The sequence below is a fragment of the Microcoleus sp. BR0-C5 genome (genome assembly GCF_036705045.1).
Classification (GTDB): domain Bacteria; phylum Cyanobacteriota; class Cyanobacteriia; order Cyanobacteriales; family Microcoleaceae; genus Microcoleus.
Genome location: NZ_JAUBTR010000102.1, coordinates 1 through 18705, shown reverse-complemented (window position 1 = coordinate 18705; position 18705 = coordinate 1). Strand labels below are relative to the sequence as shown.

The 18705-nt window shown below is 46.1% G+C and carries 15 protein-coding genes and 1 tRNA gene; 11 read left to right on the top strand and 5 right to left on the bottom strand.

Annotated features, from left to right (window positions below; genetic code table 11):
* Positions 1-256: 256 nt before the first annotated feature.
* Both QUB08_RS29060 and QUB08_RS29055 read left to right on the top strand, forming a co-directional pair.
* Positions 257-550 carry a hypothetical protein gene (locus QUB08_RS29060; protein ID WP_333229389.1) on the top strand — a complete coding sequence of 98 codons (294 nt, stop codon included), beginning with the start codon at positions 257-259 and terminating at the stop codon, positions 548-550.
* A gap of 32 nt (positions 551-582) precedes the next feature.
* Positions 583-867: a flagellar alpha dynein gene (locus tag QUB08_RS29055; protein WP_333229387.1), complete on the top strand. Its 285-nt coding sequence runs from the start codon at positions 583-585 to the stop codon at positions 865-867.
* Between the two features lie 66 nt (positions 868-933).
* Here the strand turns inward: QUB08_RS29055 and QUB08_RS29050 are convergent.
* The 5 genes from QUB08_RS29050 to QUB08_RS29030 all read right to left on the bottom strand — a co-directional run bounded on the left by QUB08_RS29050 (position 934) and on the right by QUB08_RS29030 (position 10548).
* Positions 934-1020, bottom strand: a tRNA-Ser gene (locus tag QUB08_RS29050).
* 34 nt (positions 1021-1054) lie between these two features.
* A complete protein-coding gene (locus QUB08_RS29045) occupies positions 1055-1972 on the bottom strand; it encodes a TIGR04168 family protein (RefSeq protein ID WP_333229385.1) in 918 nt (305 codons plus the stop codon).
* Between the two features lie 265 nt (positions 1973-2237).
* Entirely contained in the window at positions 2238-5429 is a 3192-nt protein-coding gene (locus QUB08_RS29040) for an RNaseH domain-containing protein (protein WP_333229383.1), read from the bottom strand.
* 201 nt (positions 5430-5630) lie between these two features.
* Positions 5631-9047, bottom strand: a complete 3417-nt coding sequence (locus QUB08_RS29035; protein ID WP_333229381.1) for a pPIWI_RE_Z domain-containing protein — start codon at positions 9045-9047, stop codon at positions 5631-5633.
* A complete protein-coding gene (locus tag QUB08_RS29030) occupies positions 9037-10548 on the bottom strand; it encodes a restriction endonuclease-related protein (RefSeq protein ID WP_333229379.1) in 1512 nt (503 codons plus the stop codon). The genes QUB08_RS29035 and QUB08_RS29030 overlap by 11 nt, the downstream gene beginning before the upstream one ends.
* A gap of 337 nt (positions 10549-10885) precedes the next feature.
* On the opposite strand from QUB08_RS29030, the gene nadA reads away from it, so the two are divergent.
* The 9 genes from nadA (at position 10886) to QUB08_RS28985 (ending at position 18607) form a co-directional block, all read left to right on the top strand.
* Positions 10886-11854 (top strand): quinolinate synthase NadA, encoded by a 969-nt coding sequence (nadA, locus tag QUB08_RS29025; RefSeq protein WP_333229377.1) that lies wholly within the window; start codon positions 10886-10888, stop codon positions 11852-11854.
* Positions 11855-12031: 177 nt separating this feature from the next.
* Positions 12032-12649 carry a TIGR04282 family arsenosugar biosynthesis glycosyltransferase gene (locus QUB08_RS29020; protein WP_333229375.1) on the top strand — a complete coding sequence of 206 codons (618 nt, stop codon included), beginning with the start codon at positions 12032-12034 and terminating at the stop codon, positions 12647-12649.
* Between the two features lie 426 nt (positions 12650-13075).
* On the top strand, positions 13076-13792 hold the full coding sequence (locus QUB08_RS29015; protein WP_333229373.1) for a TIGR04283 family arsenosugar biosynthesis glycosyltransferase: 717 nt from the start codon (positions 13076-13078) through the stop codon (positions 13790-13792).
* A gap of 114 nt (positions 13793-13906) precedes the next feature.
* The gene (locus QUB08_RS29010; RefSeq protein WP_333042100.1) at positions 13907-14416 is read left to right on the top strand and encodes a photosystem I reaction center protein subunit XI; all 510 of its coding nucleotides are present in this window, start codon (positions 13907-13909) and stop codon (positions 14414-14416) included.
* A gap of 57 nt (positions 14417-14473) precedes the next feature.
* On the top strand, positions 14474-14590 hold the full coding sequence (locus tag QUB08_RS29005) for a photosystem I reaction center subunit VIII (protein WP_333042098.1): 117 nt from the start codon (positions 14474-14476) through the stop codon (positions 14588-14590).
* Positions 14591-14873: 283 nt separating this feature from the next.
* Positions 14874-15482 carry a hypothetical protein gene (locus QUB08_RS29000; protein WP_445300965.1) on the top strand — a complete coding sequence of 203 codons (609 nt, stop codon included), beginning with the start codon at positions 14874-14876 and terminating at the stop codon, positions 15480-15482.
* Positions 15483-15620: 138 nt separating this feature from the next.
* Complete coding sequence (locus tag QUB08_RS28995) at positions 15621-16508, top strand: hypothetical protein (RefSeq protein WP_333229371.1); 888 nt, start codon at positions 15621-15623, stop codon at positions 16506-16508.
* Between the two features lie 183 nt (positions 16509-16691).
* On the top strand, positions 16692-17399 hold the full coding sequence (locus QUB08_RS28990; RefSeq protein WP_333229369.1) for a DUF2996 domain-containing protein: 708 nt from the start codon (positions 16692-16694) through the stop codon (positions 17397-17399).
* 386 nt (positions 17400-17785) lie between these two features.
* Entirely contained in the window at positions 17786-18607 is an 822-nt protein-coding gene (locus QUB08_RS28985) for a sigma-70 family RNA polymerase sigma factor (protein WP_333229367.1), read from the top strand.
* The last annotated feature ends 98 nt before the right edge of the window (positions 18608-18705 follow it).

The following is an 18705-nucleotide window of genomic DNA, read 5'->3' as shown; positions in this document are numbered from 1 at the left end:
GGATGGAATACTCCGGGACGGAAATACAGCAGTGCTACTATCGCTGACTGGTTGGAGGGAGAAGACGAGTTAGTCCGCGATCGAATTACTGAACTCATCCGTCTCCAAGGAAAAATTTAGAGGCTCTGCCTGACAATTGGCGGCTCAGTCGCATCCCCCTTAACTGGGGGATTTTTGTGTCTACTAGACATTTACTAGACAAAATGCTAGCATATAACTAGACAATTACTAAACAACTACTAGACAGCTACTAGACATGACAGACAGATGCCAGCTTAACTTGAGATTAGACGGTCGCCGTGACCTACTCGAAACCATAAAAGATGTCGCAGCAGCAGAGGGTTTGAGCGTCAACGCTTGGGTAGTCCGCACTCTAGAAATAGCGGCGAACCAGGCAATATCAGAACCGACACCCCAGTCTCAAACTCAAGTGTCCGAAATTTCGGACATTGAACCAGTGCTAGACAATTTGCTAGACAGTAAACTAGACACTTTGCTAGCGGCTAAATTAGCAGGGATTGAGGAACGGCTGGGAAAATTGAGTGCCTGAGCGACGGCAAGGATGAATCACTCAGGCAGGAATTGAAAGCGGCCAACAAGCAGCTTGCAGAATGGGACAAGGAACTGAATCAGTTACACGAGCGCAATGGTGACTTAGGTTTGGAAGTTCAGAATTTGAAGGAAGAACTTGCGACCGTGACGCGCGATCGGGAGGAAAGTAAAAAGTCAGCTCCGGCAGTCGCAGATTTTCCAGAGCCGGCCGATTTGCTCAACCAGTTAAAAGCGTGGCGTAAAAAGTCCGGCGCAAGCTTGGCAGATATGGAGGTGGCTCTGGACATATTAAAAAACCATTGGCGCGAAAGTTGAGCGGAAAATGGTTTTTCTTGCTATGCAGTCAACCTGAAACCCTTAACGGACAAGAGAATTGTTAAACGGAGAGGGTGGGATTTGAACCCACGGTGACATCACTGCCACACTCGGTTTCAAGCCGAGCGCATTCGACCACTCTGCCACCTCTCCTGGCGCATAAATTTTATCATACCAGCAAATGTCTCTAACTACAAATAGTCGCAGATTCAGTGCGCCGATAAAGAATTTGTTCTCTTTCTACCCCGAAATCTTCGCCTACCCATACCAGAGACACTTCCGACACTGCTCCATTTTCCAGCAGGACGATCGAGAAATTCCGCAATTTCGAGCACTCTTTCTCCACAATTCGCGGTACGCTGGCCGCATTCAAATAAACTGTACCCTCCGCACTCACCTCCAGCGACTTCCGCAACTCGTGCTTCGTGTGCCGCAGTTTGTGGTGCATATGACCAAAAGTTACCAGAGGTATGTGCTTCCCAGAACTCCGAGTTCGATCGATCGCCTCGGCAAAATCTGGATCGCCCCAATCCCCACCCAGCGGCTTCCAATCTCGCCCGCAGGGGTCTTCAGGAGCCTCTCCCAACCCCGTCGGGCCCGTGTGACCCAAAAAAATCACATTTTCGCAATCGGCATCCGCCGCAGCCCCTGCTATGCGTTGGGCTGACTCTTCAAAACTTTCTACCCCAAACCACTCCGAGTAAAAATCCGCGTACTTCCACTCCGATCCTCCCCAAGTAAACGGGCGGCTTCCCACCACAGTTACGCCCAATTCTGGAAAATCCCGTTTCCCGTAACCGACGTGAGCTTCGCCCATTAAATCTAACTGCTGTTTTACCCAATTTTCTTGAGTGCGATCGTAAGGGCACTGACTGCGGCCCCACTCTGTCGCCGTGTACCAAGCGTCGTGGTTCCCAAAAACCGCTGCTTTCGGAATGTCCAATTGGGCGATCGCCCGCACCACCTCCACCGACTCATTGCCAAAATCCCCCACAAACAGCACCAAATCAACGCCCAGATGCTTCAGGGCTTCGCCGTCTTCATGTTCCCAGCGATCGTGAACATCCCCCACCACCGCAATTTTGATAGATTTAGCTTTATTCATGTGATTTGTCATGTGCGATCGATCCCTAGCCCCTTCTTACTCAGCATAAGAAACAGCGACCCATTTTTGCACTCTCCCGCAGCATATTTTGGATTTTAGATTTTAGATGTGAGATTTGCTCCACTTTCTTCATCTTTTACTCCTAAGCGCAAAAATCCTCTCTCCCCATTGACATTGGAGGCGATTGCCCTGAAGTTAAGCCCGTTAATTACCGACTGCAACGCCCTAACACTCCACCGAGTAGGGACAGCAACCCTAGACTGAATTATTCCTCTAACTCTGGTTCCGCCTCCATTTGCTCATCTTCAATTGCAAATTCGCTGATGTAATCTCGCACGACACGCTCGAAGAACAGGGTGGCCGGTAAGCTCGACCAGTCGCTGTAATGACCGAAACCATAGCGCAGAGATTCTACCAGCGCAGCAAGGCGATCGGGATTGTCATTTTCCTGTCGCAAAGTCACAACAATTTCAAGGGGATTAGGAGTTGGTAAGTGTCCAACAAAAGGCGGACGGCTTCCGATTTTGTGAACCTCTAATCCAGCTTTATTTAAAACTATTTCAAGCGAATCATCCTCTTTTTTGATTTTGAAAACTTTACTAATTTGTGTCGAGCCATAGCAACTTTGACCTCGCGATTTTTTATGGAGTGTTTTACGTCCTACAGACAGGTAAGCAACACAACCAGTTTGATTAATTTCGCTGTTTTGATTAGTTGGATTTAGCCGAAATAACTTCATTGCACTGGAGGCAGATGGAATTTCAAAAGTTGAAGTTAATTCTTCTTTTGTCCGCGTATCTTCCAGAGAAGTTTCTGTTAAATATCGGACTTTTTTATCGATAATTCCTGGGGCGAGGTCTTGGCGAATCCGAATTATCCGCGCGCCTTTCCATTCTTGCTCCATATGTTCGTGCAAGGGGCTTCCAGACTTGGTTTCAAAATTAATCTGATTTGCATTCATTTTAGAATCGGCAAGCCAAGACCAAAGTTTCACGCAGTTGGAAGAATCGATCGTAACTAATGGTTGATTTCCCTCCTCTACAGAATTGGAAATAATCTGCTTGACAAATTCCATGAAACGATTCCGACGCACATCTTCTTTGTCAGCCAGTTTCACGGGGGAGATTTGGGAAATGAAGGCGATCGCATCAGAAAACTTGCTCCAAGGACTGATTTGTAAACTATTCCTCTCATAAGCACAGCACAGTTCGCACTCGCCTGTCTCCACGTTGAGACGCATAGCAACTGGTAAAAAGGTCTTCTCAATAGAGCCGCGACTGCGACCTTTCTGTTTGCGGACGATCGTAATCCCGATAATTTCTTTTGGTCTGGCTTCTATTGGAGTATCTTTTAGCCATTTGTCAACCTTTTCCTTGACATCATCAATGCGACCAGAATGAGCAGAAAGTAAGTCTTTTAGAGCAGCTTGCACTCGATGGGAAAAATTAGCGAGGTTGAGAATATTTTTCTCCTTAGTTTTCTCAATTGGTAGCAGAAACTGCACGCAAGAACCGGCGAGTTTAGCCAGTGCTTGACGGGATGATGGTTTATTCACCGAATCGTCATGTTTATTGTTTGGATACCATTCCGGCGCCATTACGAGGCAAAAAGTGCGCTGTTTGCGTAAAGCAAGGTCTGTGACGATCGACTCCCATGCTTCTATGCGGTGGCGAGATCGCTCTTTTGCTGTCAAATTTGCACCGGGCAATGACTCTTTGGGCCCGTGAGTGTTTGCTGGCAAACGATTAGCAATGAGTTTGATCGCACCACCCCAGAGAACGCGAATCATTGCTTGCAGCAGTTTTATTTCGGTTTGGCATTGTTCTTCGTAAAAGACAACAAGCAACAGTCTTTCGTTAGGATATAGCCGACGCATAGCTTCCTGGTTTGCCTGAATCATCGCTTTTAGTTCTTTTAATTGACACACCAATTCAAGGGCTTTTCTGCTATTTAAAATATTATCTAAATTGGTATCAAGGTGTTTAGTTAGCAAGCTGTTTAACTCATTGTCCTCAAAGCTTTCTAGATATTTGGGAGTCAAATCAGAACAGTCGTCTTTTTCGAGAACTTCTAAAGCAGCACCTAACAGAGTAGGCAGATTAATCATGCGTGAAGCTGCATCATCTAATTTGTGGCTTTCACCTCTCTTAAATTTTACAGGAGAGTAATTATCAAAAGCTTTAAAACCGATAGGTTCAATAATTTTGGCGATCGCCTCAAAAGCTTCTAATTTATCAATCTCCGGTACACCAGCATCAATCTCGTGTTTTCCTTCTTGCAGTCCGTTGCGGTAAGTTAACATTACTTGACAGCGTTCTGTTGAAGCTTGACCCAAAGCAATTTGGGAACCATCAATATTTTGACCGTTAGGGGTTTTCAGCGGGAGTTTGAGCTTGCCACGCAATGCTTCAAAATCTTTATCGATCGCCCAAAACCACTTTTTCTTTTTGTGCTGCTGATTTTTCTCCTGTTTTTCCGACTGGGAAAGCACTGTGTAGCTAAAAGCGCGATCGCTGTAGTTTTGAGAAAAGACAAAACCGCTAATATCTGCTGAGTTATAACGTGCAGGTTTTAACTGACCCACCCAGCGGCGTTTGGAAACATCTATCTTCAATAAAGGCTGGTGCAAAGAAGGATAGGTTACAACTTCTAAGCGTACCACCAGACTGAATTTTCCTGTAGTGTCGGGTAGAGTAATGGGATCGGTAATTAATTCTGCCATCCCAGTTGTGAGGCTACCACTGCTGGAAATAACCCGCTTCATTGTTCCTAGCCCCTGAAAAATCTCTTTTCCGGCGATCGCACGAGCTGCATAATCGACTAACACGCGATAATCATAATTGTTGCTGTGTTTTGTAGTTCCTGTATTTGGATTCCATTTCCAAGGTAAAACTTGAGACTCAGACGGAGTAATTGTTAACAACTCCTTTCGATCGTGCAAATCTTCCAAACGGTCGATAACTTCCAATAGCCCCTCTTCTTTTTTAGCAAAAGGTTTGATAAAATTTATCATCCACTCGTTAATAATGGGGCGTAACGCTTTCTGGATTTCTTGAGAATTTTCGCAATTTAAGTAAGCAAATGGTTCCGGCTCATTTAAACTTTTAGAATTCAACGAATAGTTACTCAAACCTACATTTGACTGAATCCGTGCGGCACTGTCAAGTCCTAATTCTAACAAACCTCGCAGCGAGGCATAAGGGAGATTTTTGATTGTTGAATCACCCTTGCAAATAGCTTTTTGGATGGTCGAAAGCTCATGTAAAGCAGATTTTGTCCAACCTAGTGTCAAGCCTTTGACTGTTACTGGCTCGATATTATCTGGCACGGTAAAAGCTAGGGTAATTTCTTTCAGACTCTTATTCGCAAGAGGAATGTAAAGAGTGTCTGAAACCACAGTAGCTTCAGTTTCTTCGTCATCATCGGATTCGATTTCGTCAAAAATGTCGTCGTTCATGGTTGCATCTCCAATAATAGTGGTTTCCTTTATAGTCCTGGACGCATGGGGGCCAGAAACCGGGTTTTTTTACGAAAATATTTCGTTACAGCCCGTAGATTCGGTAAAAAACCCGGTTTCTTTGGTCTGACTGCGTCCAGGACTGCTTTACTTCGCCGTCGCGATCGAATTCAATTTCGTCCAAAATTTCGTCGTTCATGCTTACATCTCCAATAAAGGCGAAAAATCATTAAAATCGTCTTCTTCCTCTGTCAAACCTTCAGAATCGCGTAAACTTTCTGGGTAAACTATGCCATTAATGCGCCGCAGGGGATCCAGAAATGCACCGTAAAGTTCTTGATAAATTTCTCGAATCACTGGATCGGGATGCTTGACGCATTCTTCTAAAATAATTCGCATCTGAACTAGCATACTGTCCCGCCCGGAGTCAGGTTCATTTTTAGTAGATTTAATTGCCCAAGCTGCATCGACAAAGTAAACTTGTACCGGACACCCATTTCGCATCCCGCGCCCAATTGTTTGCAAAATCCCAACCATCTGATTGGCCGTAAACGGTTTAAATAAATCTTCACCCAAACGGCTAGCCATGAGAGGTTCGCGTAACAGCCGATTAGCCGTTTTCCAGAGTTGTTTTCGGGACTGTTTCCAAGTATTATAAATTGCTGGCAAGTCTTCTGATTCAGTAAAAACTCTACTGTTAAATTCTTGGGTAGCTTTTCCGGCTAGACTGTACAAAAGTTGCGTATCGTCAGTCGTGGGGTGGGGACGGGTGAGGAAATAAATTGTACCAATGGCTGCATCGAGTTGCCTATCTCCTTTGGTAAAAACAATATTCACGCCTCTACCAATTGCCAACATCGGAAAAATGATAATATCGCAAGTTTCATCATCTCCTAAAGCCTCGCACTGAGCCGTGGTAACGAAATCAGTGGGTTGCTCTCCGTTTTTGAGAAAATTAACAACTGCTTTGGTTCTTTTGCCGATTTCTGGATGGTAATCGTTGATAAAATTCTTAACGTTCCGAGCTTGTTCGTAGCTGTTAACAATTAATGCAGCTTTGCGGTAAATACCCTTTTGCAGGTCAAAGTTGCGGATAGATTTGTAAATTTCCGATTTCTGGTTTCCTCCCCGCACCAGCGCGTCTACCATTTTTTCTAAATTGAGATCGCGCCGATCATTGCCAGCACCGCTAAATCGGAGAGGTTCATCGCGCCATTCGCGATCTGGCAGCCATTTGAAGCGGTAAATGCTCTTTTTGGGATCGTGTTCTGTTTGGCGCGGCTTCAGCAGATAATCCGGCCCAGAGTTAATGTGATAAGCAGGACTTGCTTCGAGAAAAGAAGTAGCTGAAGTCATTAAAACTGCCGGCCCTGTCAGTTCGCCATCTGCCTCAAATAACTTATGAAAACGGTGCATTAACATCCGAGGCGCGCCCACAAAAATGATATAAGACAGTTTTACATTGCGGGCTTGAGATCGAGTAGTTTGTGCCGATTCAAAACTGTATTTAACGCCCGAAAAAGACCCCAAAATATTCTCAGGAATCAGTTGTCGCAGTTCCGGCGTTGCCGTTGATTCGACAATCGGTTCCCGAATCAGTCCTTCTGCTACCATTGTTCTCGTTTCCGGTACGATCCGCTGATAGCCTAAAATCACGAAAGTAACGCAAACAAGTAAGGTAATCGTATCCCGATCTTCGCCTGATGCAGTGCTATCCTTAAAACACAAAGGCAAAAACAATTCGGCAATTTCTTTGACAATCTTGTCGCGCCGTTCGATTAGATTCTCTGCTAAATAACGGCGAAAATAAAAAATCTGAGTTTCCCACTGCTGTTTGAGGGTATCGCGGTTGATTCCCAGCCTTTGAGCGCACAGATCTAGGTTGAGTCGATCGTGCGGTTCAATGCCCGTGCGATCGTAAAAAGCATGGTAAGCAGCCGTTTCCCAGAATTCTTTCAAGGCTCGACTTTTGCTAAATCCCTGTTTGACTTCCTCTTCGTCAAGGCGATCGCGTTTAGAAGTTTTATCATAGCCATCCAACAAATCGCTGACAATTCTCAGAACGGTTAATAACTGATTCTCATAGCGTTTGCCGACTCGCGATGAGGGCATATTTTGAACGGCAGTAATTAACGATGTGTTGTGATTGCCAAATTCTGCTAGGTCGCGGCTATAAAGTTCTACATCTCGATCGAACAATCGATAATTTTCGCCACGAGCAAAACGATTGTGAATTTGTTCTTGAATGACTAAATGGATAGAATCGGCCGCACCAGAAAGTTTTAAAGTTGCAGCACCGTAAGCATCCAGATTTGATTGCACCATATCTGCTTCGTCAAAAACTACGACATCGAATGTCCGGGCAATCAATTCAAAATAACGAATGCGTTCGCGAATGGCATGAGATGGAACTTCCGTATCCATTGAGAGAACGTGGCCGACCCAAATATCGGCATCTAGCAAATCGCGGGGTGCTTTGTGGCGGCCGCACATCGTCCAAACCGGACAAAGATACTTTTTCATTTGCCCTTTTTTGCCACCGCTTTGTAAAATTTCGTTGCAGGGTGCATAACTAAATCCCCACATCGAAGTATCAGCAGTAGAAAACGCAGGTAAGACGCAATTTAAGCCAAAAACTTCTGCCTGTTCCAAACTATAGCCAAAGCCGCCATTTCCCCCTGATGCTGCGATCGCCTCGGCAATATTGTTAGCGTGTCGGCGGCGAGTTCCATCGCTTTGACCGACTAGCATTCCCACTTTAATTTCATGAAATGCCAGTTCAGCCATGTACTGTCTGGCAACTTCAATAGAGGGAAACACAAACATCGCTTTATAACCGCGTTTTCCCAACCATACAGCTATCAATACGAGCAAAGTTGTTTTGCCCGATCCAGGCAGTCCAATTAAGTGCTTGAGGCCTTCTAGTTCGATGACTGTTTCTTCCCGCAAACCCTTGCCAATTTCTGGCACTTTAAGCGCAAAATGTTGAAACCGTTTTACCCAGTTCCCCTGTCTTTTTTCTGGGTGATTTGCTTCGCGTTCATCCATCTCAACTGCTAACTCGTAAAGTTCCGCAAGGGGAATGCGGATTTTTGCTTTCGGCAAGCGATCGAGGGAATGGGTGCGGCGTGGCGCAAGTGGGGCTGTGATCGGCCCAATTGGCACTCTCGCGGCTGTTGTTTCTTCACCTAAAGCAACGGCCATTTGCTGGCGGGGATCGGCAAAGGTTGCGCTGTAAAATTGGTGTGCCAAAGGCTGGCCCAGAATTTGACGCGCTTTGGCAATTAAAGGGTCTTCTAGGGGGTCTGTGCGTTCAAAGTGAAGTGTTTCTAAGTTAATTTTATAGGTTCCTTGAGTTTTGTTGCGGTAGTGGCGATCGTTATAAATAGCAACGGCGTGTTTCACTGACTGTTCTGTCACGTAAGCCAGCGACATCAGGCGCATATTGAAAATGGCTTGGCGGGCTTTTGTCAACGCGGGTGCATTGATGATACTCGCCATTCCCGATATCGTTAAAGGGGCATATTCTAGGGAATTAGTCTCAATAAATTCTGCCATCAAGACACACAGCCAGCAAATGCGATCTATTCCCGTCCAGAAATCTGGTTTAATTCTCATATTTGATTTTCTTTAACAACTGTATGACTTGTGAAACAGACAGAATTTCGAGAGTAGCAGGATCGCCTTTTTTATCGATCGCAGACTGGAAAGTAGAGAGGTAATTTGGCCGCTCCTCAATTAATTGGTCGCTGACGGCAATGATGCGGCGGCGGTAGTGAATCAGCCCTCCGATGCCAGTGCGGTTGAGGCGCAAAGCAAGGGAGACAGGACTGGTGTATGACTTAGCATCAATGCCGATATTGCGACCGTTAATTGCTACATCGCATAGGTCTGATTCTGGGTAAAGTTCGGCATCTAGTCCGTTTTTTATGGCAGCCTTAAAAATTGCTAATTCGTCGATCGCCGGCCCAGTCCAATAGGTTAAAATTTGCGGTTGGGCAATCAGCAATCGGTCTTGGTTTGGGTCTAATTTCTCCGAAACTTTTGCTGTTGAGGAGTTGTGACCGAGGCATTGGCGAATCGGACATCGCCCATCGGAAAAAAGTTCTCGATCAAGATAGGGGCGCATCAGCGTACCGCAATACGCGCAGCGATGAGCGTGTCCGTCAATTAACCAGATATCCGGCACGCTATCAAAAAAGGTGTCAACAATCATTCCCTGTAAAGGCGTTAAATCGTTGTCACGTAAATACTCTAAGAGTTGGTGTTCTCCGATGAGCGATCGGCTGCCAAATAGCGATCGCAAAGCCGTATAAGCTTTGTGCTGGCGGCGAATTCCCAATCGTTCAGTTGCCTCGCGCAACCGTTGGTACAGGCGGTGTTCGATGATATTATCTTCGCCAAAAGTGCCTTTACTGTTGGCAATTACTGCACAATCTGGGGTTGGCACTCGCAAGTCTGGATCGATGAGAATTACTTGACCAGAGTCAAAATCGGCGTGACAAAAAATATCTAATTCCCACTTATTGAGGGGATATCTAGCACGTTCCAAAACCGTATGCACGCAAGCCGCGCGATCGCTTTTTCCAGATTCGATATATAGCCTGCCTAACTTGCACATAGCCCGATAAAGTTCCGATGGCATAGTATCGTCTTGGCGAACGATGTCTCGATTGAGAATTCTTGTGTACTGTCGCAGAATTCCCTGGGCTAGCAATATAACAGTATCTTCAGCCAGATCGATCGTGCTGGCGTGTCCTGTGGGTAATGGCAATGTCGTTGTTTGCATTTGTGGCAACCAGGTTGGGTCTTGACCATCAGTCTCGGCAAGAATTTGTTGCTCCAATGTTGCGTCTGGGAATGATGGTAAAACTTGCGCGATCGCGGCCAGTGTCCAGCCTTTCTTGAGCAAAAGTGCTGTTCCCAGTCCTTCTAAAATCTGCCGAAACCGAAATTCTTGACCTTTCGGCTGTGACAGGAGTTGCTTGGATCTCCACGATCGCACAGTTCTTAAGGCAGGTGGTTCCACAGATAGCCCAAGCTGCTCAATCCGTCGTTTTAGTTCTTTTGTCAGAAACTCAGCAGTTCCCTGCCACTGGCGATCGTCTTCAAAGTACATAGATGTATAAAACCAACCTATTTACATCATTTAGTGATTACACTAAACGATGTAAATAAAGGATGTCAATAGAGGCTACTCAAAATACTCGTGGCTCAAGGTAGTCATTTACCTGTGAATATCTTGCTGGATCAAGCTTTCAGTCTAATTAGAGTCAGGTAAAAACTTAGCTGAGTCCACTCTTGGATCGCAAAATCTTGCTCCCACTGCCAGTCAGTCGGTTAACCTATGGCAAATTTTCTACCTCTGGCCCAACTGCCCACCGTTTTTGGTGAATTCAACTATAATTCAAAATACACTTGAGTCCAGCCCGCACCTTCCCCGGAATATTCTAACTGTGTTTACCACCGCACCTGCTCCGAACTTTACTCAAACCCGACTGCCCCACGACTTGTTTGCAGCCATTAACGCCCTCAAACAAGAGTTAAACGCCGTCATTCTCGCCCACTATTACCAAGACTCCGAGATTCAAGACATCGCAGACTTCATTGGCGACTCCCTAGAACTTGCCCGCAAAGCCGCCAACACCAGCGCCGATGTCATAGTTTTTGCCGGAGTTCATTTCATGGCCGAAACCGCAAAAATTCTCAATCCCGACAAATTAGTATTGTTGCCCGACTTAAATGCTGGGTGTTCCCTCGCCGACAGTTGCCCTCCCGAAGCCTTTGCAGCTTTCAAAGCCGATCGACCAGGACATTTAGTAATTTCCTACATTAATTGTACCGCCGCCATTAAGGCAATGAGCGATATAATTTGCACCAGTTCTAACGCGGTTAAAATTGTCAACCAAATTCCCGAAAATCAGCCGATAATTTTTGGGCCCGATCGCAATCTCGGCCGCTACGTCATGGAACAAACCGGCAGAAACATGGAAATCTGGCAAGGAGCCTGCATCGTCCACGAAAACTTCTCAGAAAAAAAGATAGTTCAACTCAAAATCGAAAATCCCGAAGCCGAAATAATTGCCCACCCAGAATGCGAACCTCCCGTGCTGCGCCACGCTAATTACATCGGCTCCACCACCGCTTTGCTCAAATATTCTCAAGCTAGTTCCTGCCAAGCTTTTATTGTCGCGACTGAACCGGGAATCATTCACCAAATGCAAAAGCAAGCTCCGTACAAACGCTTTATTCCCGCTCCTCCCAACAATAATAGTTGTGCTTGCAACGAATGCCCGCACATGAGATTAAATACCTTGGAAAAATTGTATCTAGCTATGAAAAATCAAACCCCTGAAATTACCATGCCCCTAAATATTCAACTAGCAGCCTTGCAGCCCATCCAACGAATGCTAGAAATGAGCTAACCGCTGGCTATTTTTCAGTAAATACCTTGTATGCTGGGTTGGGCGCGAGGATTAAATTAAGCCATCGCCTAACCCACCAACATCGATCGGCAATCTGTGAATCAGTTGTCCACTCTTTCTCTTCTCTTCGTGTGCGCGTCTGCGGTTTCTGCCTTTAAAACTCATAAACAACGATAAATGATGTCCGAAAAACTGATTGTTTTCACCCGCTATCCCGAACCGGGAACAACCAAAACTCGACTTATTCCGGTGCTGGGAAAAGCAGGTGCTGCCAACCTTCACCGCTTGATGGCCCAACGAACGATCACCTGCGCTCTCTCTCTCCAAAAATCCCGCCGATTATCGGTAGAAATTCACCGAGCCGGCGGCAGCCAACAACTGATGCAAGAGTGGCTGGGAAGTGATATTATTTATCAAAATCAAACAGACGGCGATTTGGGCGCGAGAATGACAGCAGCGTTTCAAAAGTCTTTTAATTCAGGGGTTGAGAAAACTGCAATAATCGGTACAGATTGTCCTGAGTTGAAAGCAGAAATCATGGCACAAGCTTTTGAGGAACTGAGCCACCACGATTTAGTTTTGGGCCCTGCAAAAGACGGAGGTTATTATCTGATCGGGCTGCGGCGATCGATACCGGAATTATTCGGTGGCATTCACTGGGGAACCAGTGAAGTATTTGCTTGTACGCGGGCGATCGCCCAAAATCTCGATCTCAATATTGCTTATCTTCCCACTCTTGCAGATATCGATCGACCCGAAGATCTCCTCGGTTTAGATATTAATATGTTGAAATAAATAAAATATATTTAATCTATTTTAAGTATTAGAAATTATCATATATAATTAGAGAAAACTACTTGATTGTGAAACCAGAACGTCATAATATAGTAATTGTATTTGTCTAACCAAATGCTGAATCTCAGTAGCAGTTAGACAGCGCTTGGGACAATAGTCCCAGGCGCGAGAAAACACCCAAAATTAGCAAATAAATTAGCAACTACCAGCTCAGCTTTGTAGGAAATCCGCCCTGCCAGATGAAAGCCCAATGTAGGCGCGCTCCCGGCGGCGTAAGAAATGAGCAACTAACATATAAGCTTTGTACAAAATCGCTCTCCCTGGTTAAGTCCCTATGTAGGGGCTATCCAGGCGTAAAAAATGGGTTCGCATAACAGATAAACTTTGTACAAAACCCGCCCTCTGTCACGGGGTGCTTAATTCTGTATGTCGCCAGAAAATCCCCATCTCAAAATTTCCATTATCATTCCAGTCTTAAACGAAGCACCTACAATTGCCTCAGTCATCTGCACCGCCCTTGATGCCCAAAATGTCGAAATAATTGTCGCCGACGGCAGCAGCAGCGATGGTACTACAGATATAGCAAAATCTTTGGGCGTGCGAGTTATCTGCACTGCCCCAGGCCGCGCCACCCAAATGAATGCAGGTGCCGCCGCAGCTACAGGAGATATCCTGCTGTTTCTCCACGCAGACACTCTGTTGCCTCGCGGGTACGACTCTTGCGCGCGTCGGGTACTAGCTAACCCGTCTGCTGTAGCGGGGGCCTTTCAACTCAAGATTGACGCCCGCAGCCTGGGCCTCCGGCTGGTAGAAACAGGGGTTAACTGGCGATCGAACTTTCTGCAAATGCCCTACGGCGATCAAGCTATTTTCCTCCACGCAGTTACCTTTGACAAAATCGGCGGTTTTCCCGACTTGCCCCTGATGGAAGACTTTGAATTCGTGCGTCGATTGAAAAAACAAGGCCGCATTGAAATATTACCCCACCCTGTGCTGACCTCCGCCCGTCGGTGGCAGCAGCTTGGGGTGATCAAAACCACCGCCATTAATCAAATAGTAATCATCGCTTATTTCCTGGGAGTGTCGCCCGATCGACTCGCTTTCTGGTATAAGAGGCAAAAGAAAAATTCTTCCAAAAACTAAAGAATAGTGAACTTTTCTAAAGCTCGCCGTTAATTATGTAAATAGGAAACACGTCCCTGCGTAAAATATGACTTGAACGCCTCAACTTTATTAAACTGCGAGGACAAACAGAATATGGCCGATCCCAGAGATGCAGAGCTTATTAAACCCTTTAACGGCGACCCCTTCACGGGTCATCTAGCCACCCCCATCAGTGCTTCTGATTTCACAAAAGCATTCATTGGGAACTTGCCCGCCTACCGCAAAGGACTCTCGCCCCTAATTCGAGGCCTAGAAATCGGTTTGGCACACGGTTATTTCCTCGTCGGCCCCGAAATCGTCTTCGGACCCCTGCGGGATTATCCAGAAGCAGCTAATCTCGGGGGATTGTATACAGCCCTCGTCTTAGTTCTGCTGGGCACACTAGGTATGTCTGCTTACGGTTTAGTCTCTTTCAAACAAGACAACACCAGCTACCCTAGCGCTAATCCCATGACCCCTGATTCCCTCAGAAATGCTGAGGGGTGGAGCCAGCTTACCGGGGGTTTCTTCATTGGTGGAATGGGTGGTGTCTTTGTTGCCTACTTCTTACTCGAAAACTTTAACGGCGTTGATGCCATTTTCCGGGGTTTAGTCAACAATTAGACTCGACTCCCAAATATCCCTGTTGGAACACACTAACTTTAGTTTGGAGAATTTGATATGACAGGTTCCTACGCTGCCTCTTTCTTGCCTTGGATTTTGATTCCCCTAATTACCTGGGTGATGCCGGTGGTGGTAATGGGTTTGTTGTTTATCTACATTGAAAGCGACGCCTGATCCTTACCCCTAAAGTAAGACCTAAGTTGGAAAGCCGAAGTAAGACGATTGATCAACAATTGCTGTGAAATTTCTAGATAAATCTAGGGAAAATCAGCACAAATTGTTTTGAGATTGCTTGCTATCAGAAAACTTAGTTTCTTTTCCCCCATCCCCAGAATTTATCTGTGGAGCAATCTTTCAGTTTTCTTCCTTCAAAACTCATAATTGCAAAAAAATCCTCCGCCTGCAGGCAGAGGATTTTTTTACAAAGAAGACAAATCATCCGCTCAGAGCACACAAATTGCCAAATTCTAAGCCACAATTGTTATGGAAACCTACTAATGAGGAGACAGCGATGCAATTTTTCCCCGCACGCCGCATCTTAGCTCCATTCCTGATCTCGGTACTGCTGCTGGTGACCGCCTGCGGCCAAACCCAAGCCCCATCACGCTGGGACAAAGCCCAGGAGGAAAGCACCCAAAAACCTGGTAAAGCACAGCAGACAACTGCTGACAAATCAACTGCTAGTAATCAAAACCTGCCCAAAAAGGCAGTTGCAGGCGGTAAGTTAAATAAATACTTCCCGGCTTCTGGCGGTGGATTCGATCGCGTTTTTGCTCAAGAAAAATCCGGTTTTGCTGAAGCTAAGTTGAACAAAGACGGTAAAAATGTCGCGGTACTTTCGATTAACGACATCGCCGGCAACCCCAACGCAGGTGCAAAATTTAAGCAAAGTACCAAGCAAATTGCCGGCTATCCCGCCATTAATCAGGGTGCTAATGGTACCGCTGTTTTAGTGGCCAATCGCTATCAGGTGAAAGTTCAATCGCGCAGTCCCTCTTTTACCGCTAGCGATCGCGAAGCTTGGCTGTCAAAATTTAACCTCGGCGGCCTCGCCCGCGTCAAGTAGCAATGTCTCTTGTCACACTCCGCGCCCGACTCCAGTCTGGCGCTATCAGAACTAAGTCTGCCATAAGAAGACTGTGAAGTTCTTGCCATCTGCCAAAAGTAATACCTTTGATTTTCGTTCCAGCATAAGGAGTTTTTTGTGAGCAAAACAGTCTTTGAATTAGTCGATACACTGCCTCAAGACAACATGACTGTCAAAGCCCTGCGAGCGCTTGACTTTGTGGTTCCCGGCGAGTGGAACAATTTAGTTGGCTTTGAAAATACCATTCGCACCGTTACTGGCGAAACTGACGAAGAACTGATTCAGCAAATTGGCGAGCGCGCCATCTACCTCTACAACGATAAATCTGAGGGCTACCAGCGCGCTCTCTGGCTCTACCAAACGATCGACAGTGCCGACAAGGCTTTGGGCACTGCCGCCCTCGCTAACAAAGTCTCCCAAAATGTGCCGTTTTTGTCCATGCTCGGCAATCTCACTCCCAAGCCGGAAAAAGCTCAAACGATCGACCTTTCTTTGAAGTTAGTCACTGAGTTGCTCGCTTTTTGCCAAATCAACGGCATTCCCGGCGACAGCATCGGCGATTTTGCCGCTTCTTTGGCCGACTACGGCGGCGAATCCCTGATGCGGATGGCTGCTTTGGTTTGCTTTGACGGTTTGATTCCCCTGGGCCCAGACTTTATCATGGCAACTCAATCTTGGATTCAGAGGCTCTCCCCGAACGATTTGCAAGATAATTCGGCCTTTAAGTCGATCGGCGGCATGATTCCTGGCGGCTCTCCCGCAGGCCAACTCGGCTTTATCGGCGAAAGCTTTAACTCGGTTTCTGGCTGGATGAGCTCTTTTGTGAGCGATCGAGGTTTGACTCCCCAAAACGTACTCGGCCACTTGCAGAATTTTGTAGATATTTCAGCAGACAAGGTGGACTACGTGGGTGCATTCCTCGACATGACTACCAACTACTACGAACACACCGGTGTTCAAACTCTCGCCCGCCGTTTGATTGAACGAGCTGTCGCTGAGATTTAGAATAACCAAAGGAGTTGCGATGTTTGCGGGCGATCGCCCTGTGAGAGTGTTTTCAGTTCAAATTTTTTTGACTAGCCATTCTCTCAAGTTGGTTTTCGATAAAATGTGTGCCCTCAAGAAAGTCGATCGCCCGCTTGCTCAACTCCCAACTCCTTACCGAATCACTTTTAACAGGAAGCGTTAATGTCAGAAGAACCGAAAAATCCTACCGCTGGCGAATCGGAAACTCCCAGTGCGTCGATCGAGAACGCCCCGAGTTCCGACACAGCCGAGACAAGCGACTTTCCCAGCACTGACCAGCCTCAGCCGGCTGCTAAAAAGCCCAAAGAACCGAAAAATCCTACCGCTGGCGAATCCGAAACTCCCAGTGCTTCGATCGAGAACGCCCCGAGTTCCGACACAGCCGAGACAAGCGACTTCCCCAGCACTGACAAGCCCCAGGCGGCTGCTAAAAAGCCCGCAGCCAAGGCCGAAGGCGACAAGCCCCCAGCTAAAGCTAAAAAGGAAAAAGCCCCTGCTGTTGAAGACAAGCCCTTTGCGGAATTTATTCAACAAGATTATTTGCCCGCTTTGCAAACTGCTTTGACTAAGCAGGGCGTTAAGGATTTAGAGGTGAGTTTTACCAAGCAAAAATTCCCCGTTTTTGGCATGAGTTCCGCCGGGGATTGCTGGCAGGTAATTGGTAAATTCCAAGAAGGAGAGCGCCAATTTAACCTGTATTTTCCTCAAGAAAATATTCAAAGTCAAAGAGCATTTTCCTGCGCGGAAAATAAGACCAAAACCAGCACTTTAGAGCCTTTTTTGATAGATGAGCGCAAGGTAACACTAGACCTCATGGTGTTTGGCGTCGTCCAGCGACTTAACGCTCAAAAATGGCTGAGTCTTAATTAACCGGAGTTCGGGATAAGAAGAGGGGGGGACAATAACTTACTCAAAGTCAACCCCTACTCCCCAACAATCAGGCAGGGCTGTTTCATTCTCACCAAAAACATGAATTTTGACTCTTGTAGTGCCAAGAATGCCTACCCCCGACCTAGAGGATTTGATCGGCAGATCAGACCAAGAGGGCAGGCACGGGGAGTAGGGGTAGCACGGCCCCTACCGAGAATGAAACTGTCCTGCTTCTTAAGGGGGATTTAGGGGGATCTGGACTCAGGTAAAAACGAGATTTATCACAGGCTTTCAGGCGATTGTTGACACCAACGGGATCTTGGAGTATCCCTACGGGGAAGCTCACGATAGGCGGGTGTACTTCATAAATGTGGAATCTCCTGTAAATGGAAAGCAATAGCCAGAGAACTCAAAAAATCAGGTCATCTTCTCAATCAGTGGCTCCATCAATCCTGTCGGATGAAACTGAAGATAAAAATACAATTTTTTGGCAAGAATGGCAGGTGCATCAAGATTATCTTTCCCATTGCTGTCTTAAGTGGATGAACTCAAACCCAATCGATGCCGAAGAAGTATTGAGTCAGGCAATGCTTAAAGCCTGGACAGAATGGCAAAACTATGGAAGTCAAATTAAATGTCCTAAAGCTTGGTTAACTCAAATTCTATATAACTTCTGCATAGATTTGCATCGAAAACGAAAACGAGAAACATTAATAATTGAAAACATAGACGAGATTAAAGTTGAAGATTATCGAGCACTTTATTCTAACTTAGGATTTACTGAACCTAATCTTATAGACCTGGAATTGCAGGCATATATCTACCATAAAATTGACTCCTTGCCTCCCAGACTCCGCGAGACTTTTGTCTTATACCACTACCAAAATAAATCTTATCAAGATATTGCCAAGCTATTTCTATTCTCTGAAGAAAACGTCCGCAAATGCGTGAGCAAAGCCTGCCGAATTCTGCGAAGGCATTTAACCAAATATCTGGCCGGTGAAGATGATACTCCTCTAAATTCTTCCTCGCCCGCCTTAAAATTGGTAATTCCTTTGCTAGAAAAGTCTCAACCCCAATGCAATTGGGAATCACTAATTCCCCCAAAAAGCCAGGATGAAGAAATTAGCTATCAAGTCACCGTACTATGTCTGGAAACTTTATCCCATCATTCCTACATCTCTACTACTCTTCTAGTCTGGAGATGAAAGTGCGTTGAGTCAGCCGTTGTTTATCCCGCCTGTGGGGAAGTCGAGACGATATTGCAGCGGCTCAACGGTAAGAGGAGCAAGGGTTATAGGGTTTG

Excerpts from the sequence above, each read along its gene's own strand:
- QUB08_RS29060 (WP_333229389.1), top strand. The coding sequence starts at position 257 with ATGACAGACAGATGCCAGCTTAACTTGAGATTAGACGGTCGCCGTGAC.
- QUB08_RS29045 (WP_333229385.1), bottom strand. The coding sequence starts at position 1,972 with ATGAATAAAGCTAAATCTATCAAAATTGCGGTGGTGGGGGATGTTCAC.
- QUB08_RS29040 (WP_333229383.1), bottom strand. The coding sequence starts at position 5,429 with ATGAACGACGACATTTTTGACGAAATCGAATCCGATGATGACGAAGAA.
- QUB08_RS29035 (WP_333229381.1), bottom strand. The coding sequence starts at position 9,047 with ATGAGAATTAAACCAGATTTCTGGACGGGAATAGATCGCATTTGCTGG.
- QUB08_RS29030 (WP_333229379.1), bottom strand. The coding sequence starts at position 10,548 with ATGTACTTTGAAGACGATCGCCAGTGGCAGGGAACTGCTGAGTTTCTG.
- QUB08_RS29020 (WP_333229375.1), top strand. The coding sequence starts at position 12,032 with ATGATGTCCGAAAAACTGATTGTTTTCACCCGCTATCCCGAACCGGGA.
- QUB08_RS29015 (WP_333229373.1), top strand. The coding sequence starts at position 13,076 with ATGTCGCCAGAAAATCCCCATCTCAAAATTTCCATTATCATTCCAGTC.
- QUB08_RS29010 (WP_333042100.1), top strand. The coding sequence starts at position 13,907 with ATGGCCGATCCCAGAGATGCAGAGCTTATTAAACCCTTTAACGGCGAC.
- QUB08_RS29005 (WP_333042098.1), top strand. The coding sequence starts at position 14,474 with ATGACAGGTTCCTACGCTGCCTCTTTCTTGCCTTGGATTTTGATTCCC.
- QUB08_RS28990 (WP_333229369.1), top strand. The coding sequence starts at position 16,692 with ATGTCAGAAGAACCGAAAAATCCTACCGCTGGCGAATCGGAAACTCCC.
- QUB08_RS28985 (WP_333229367.1), top strand. The coding sequence starts at position 17,786 with ATGGAAAGCAATAGCCAGAGAACTCAAAAAATCAGGTCATCTTCTCAA.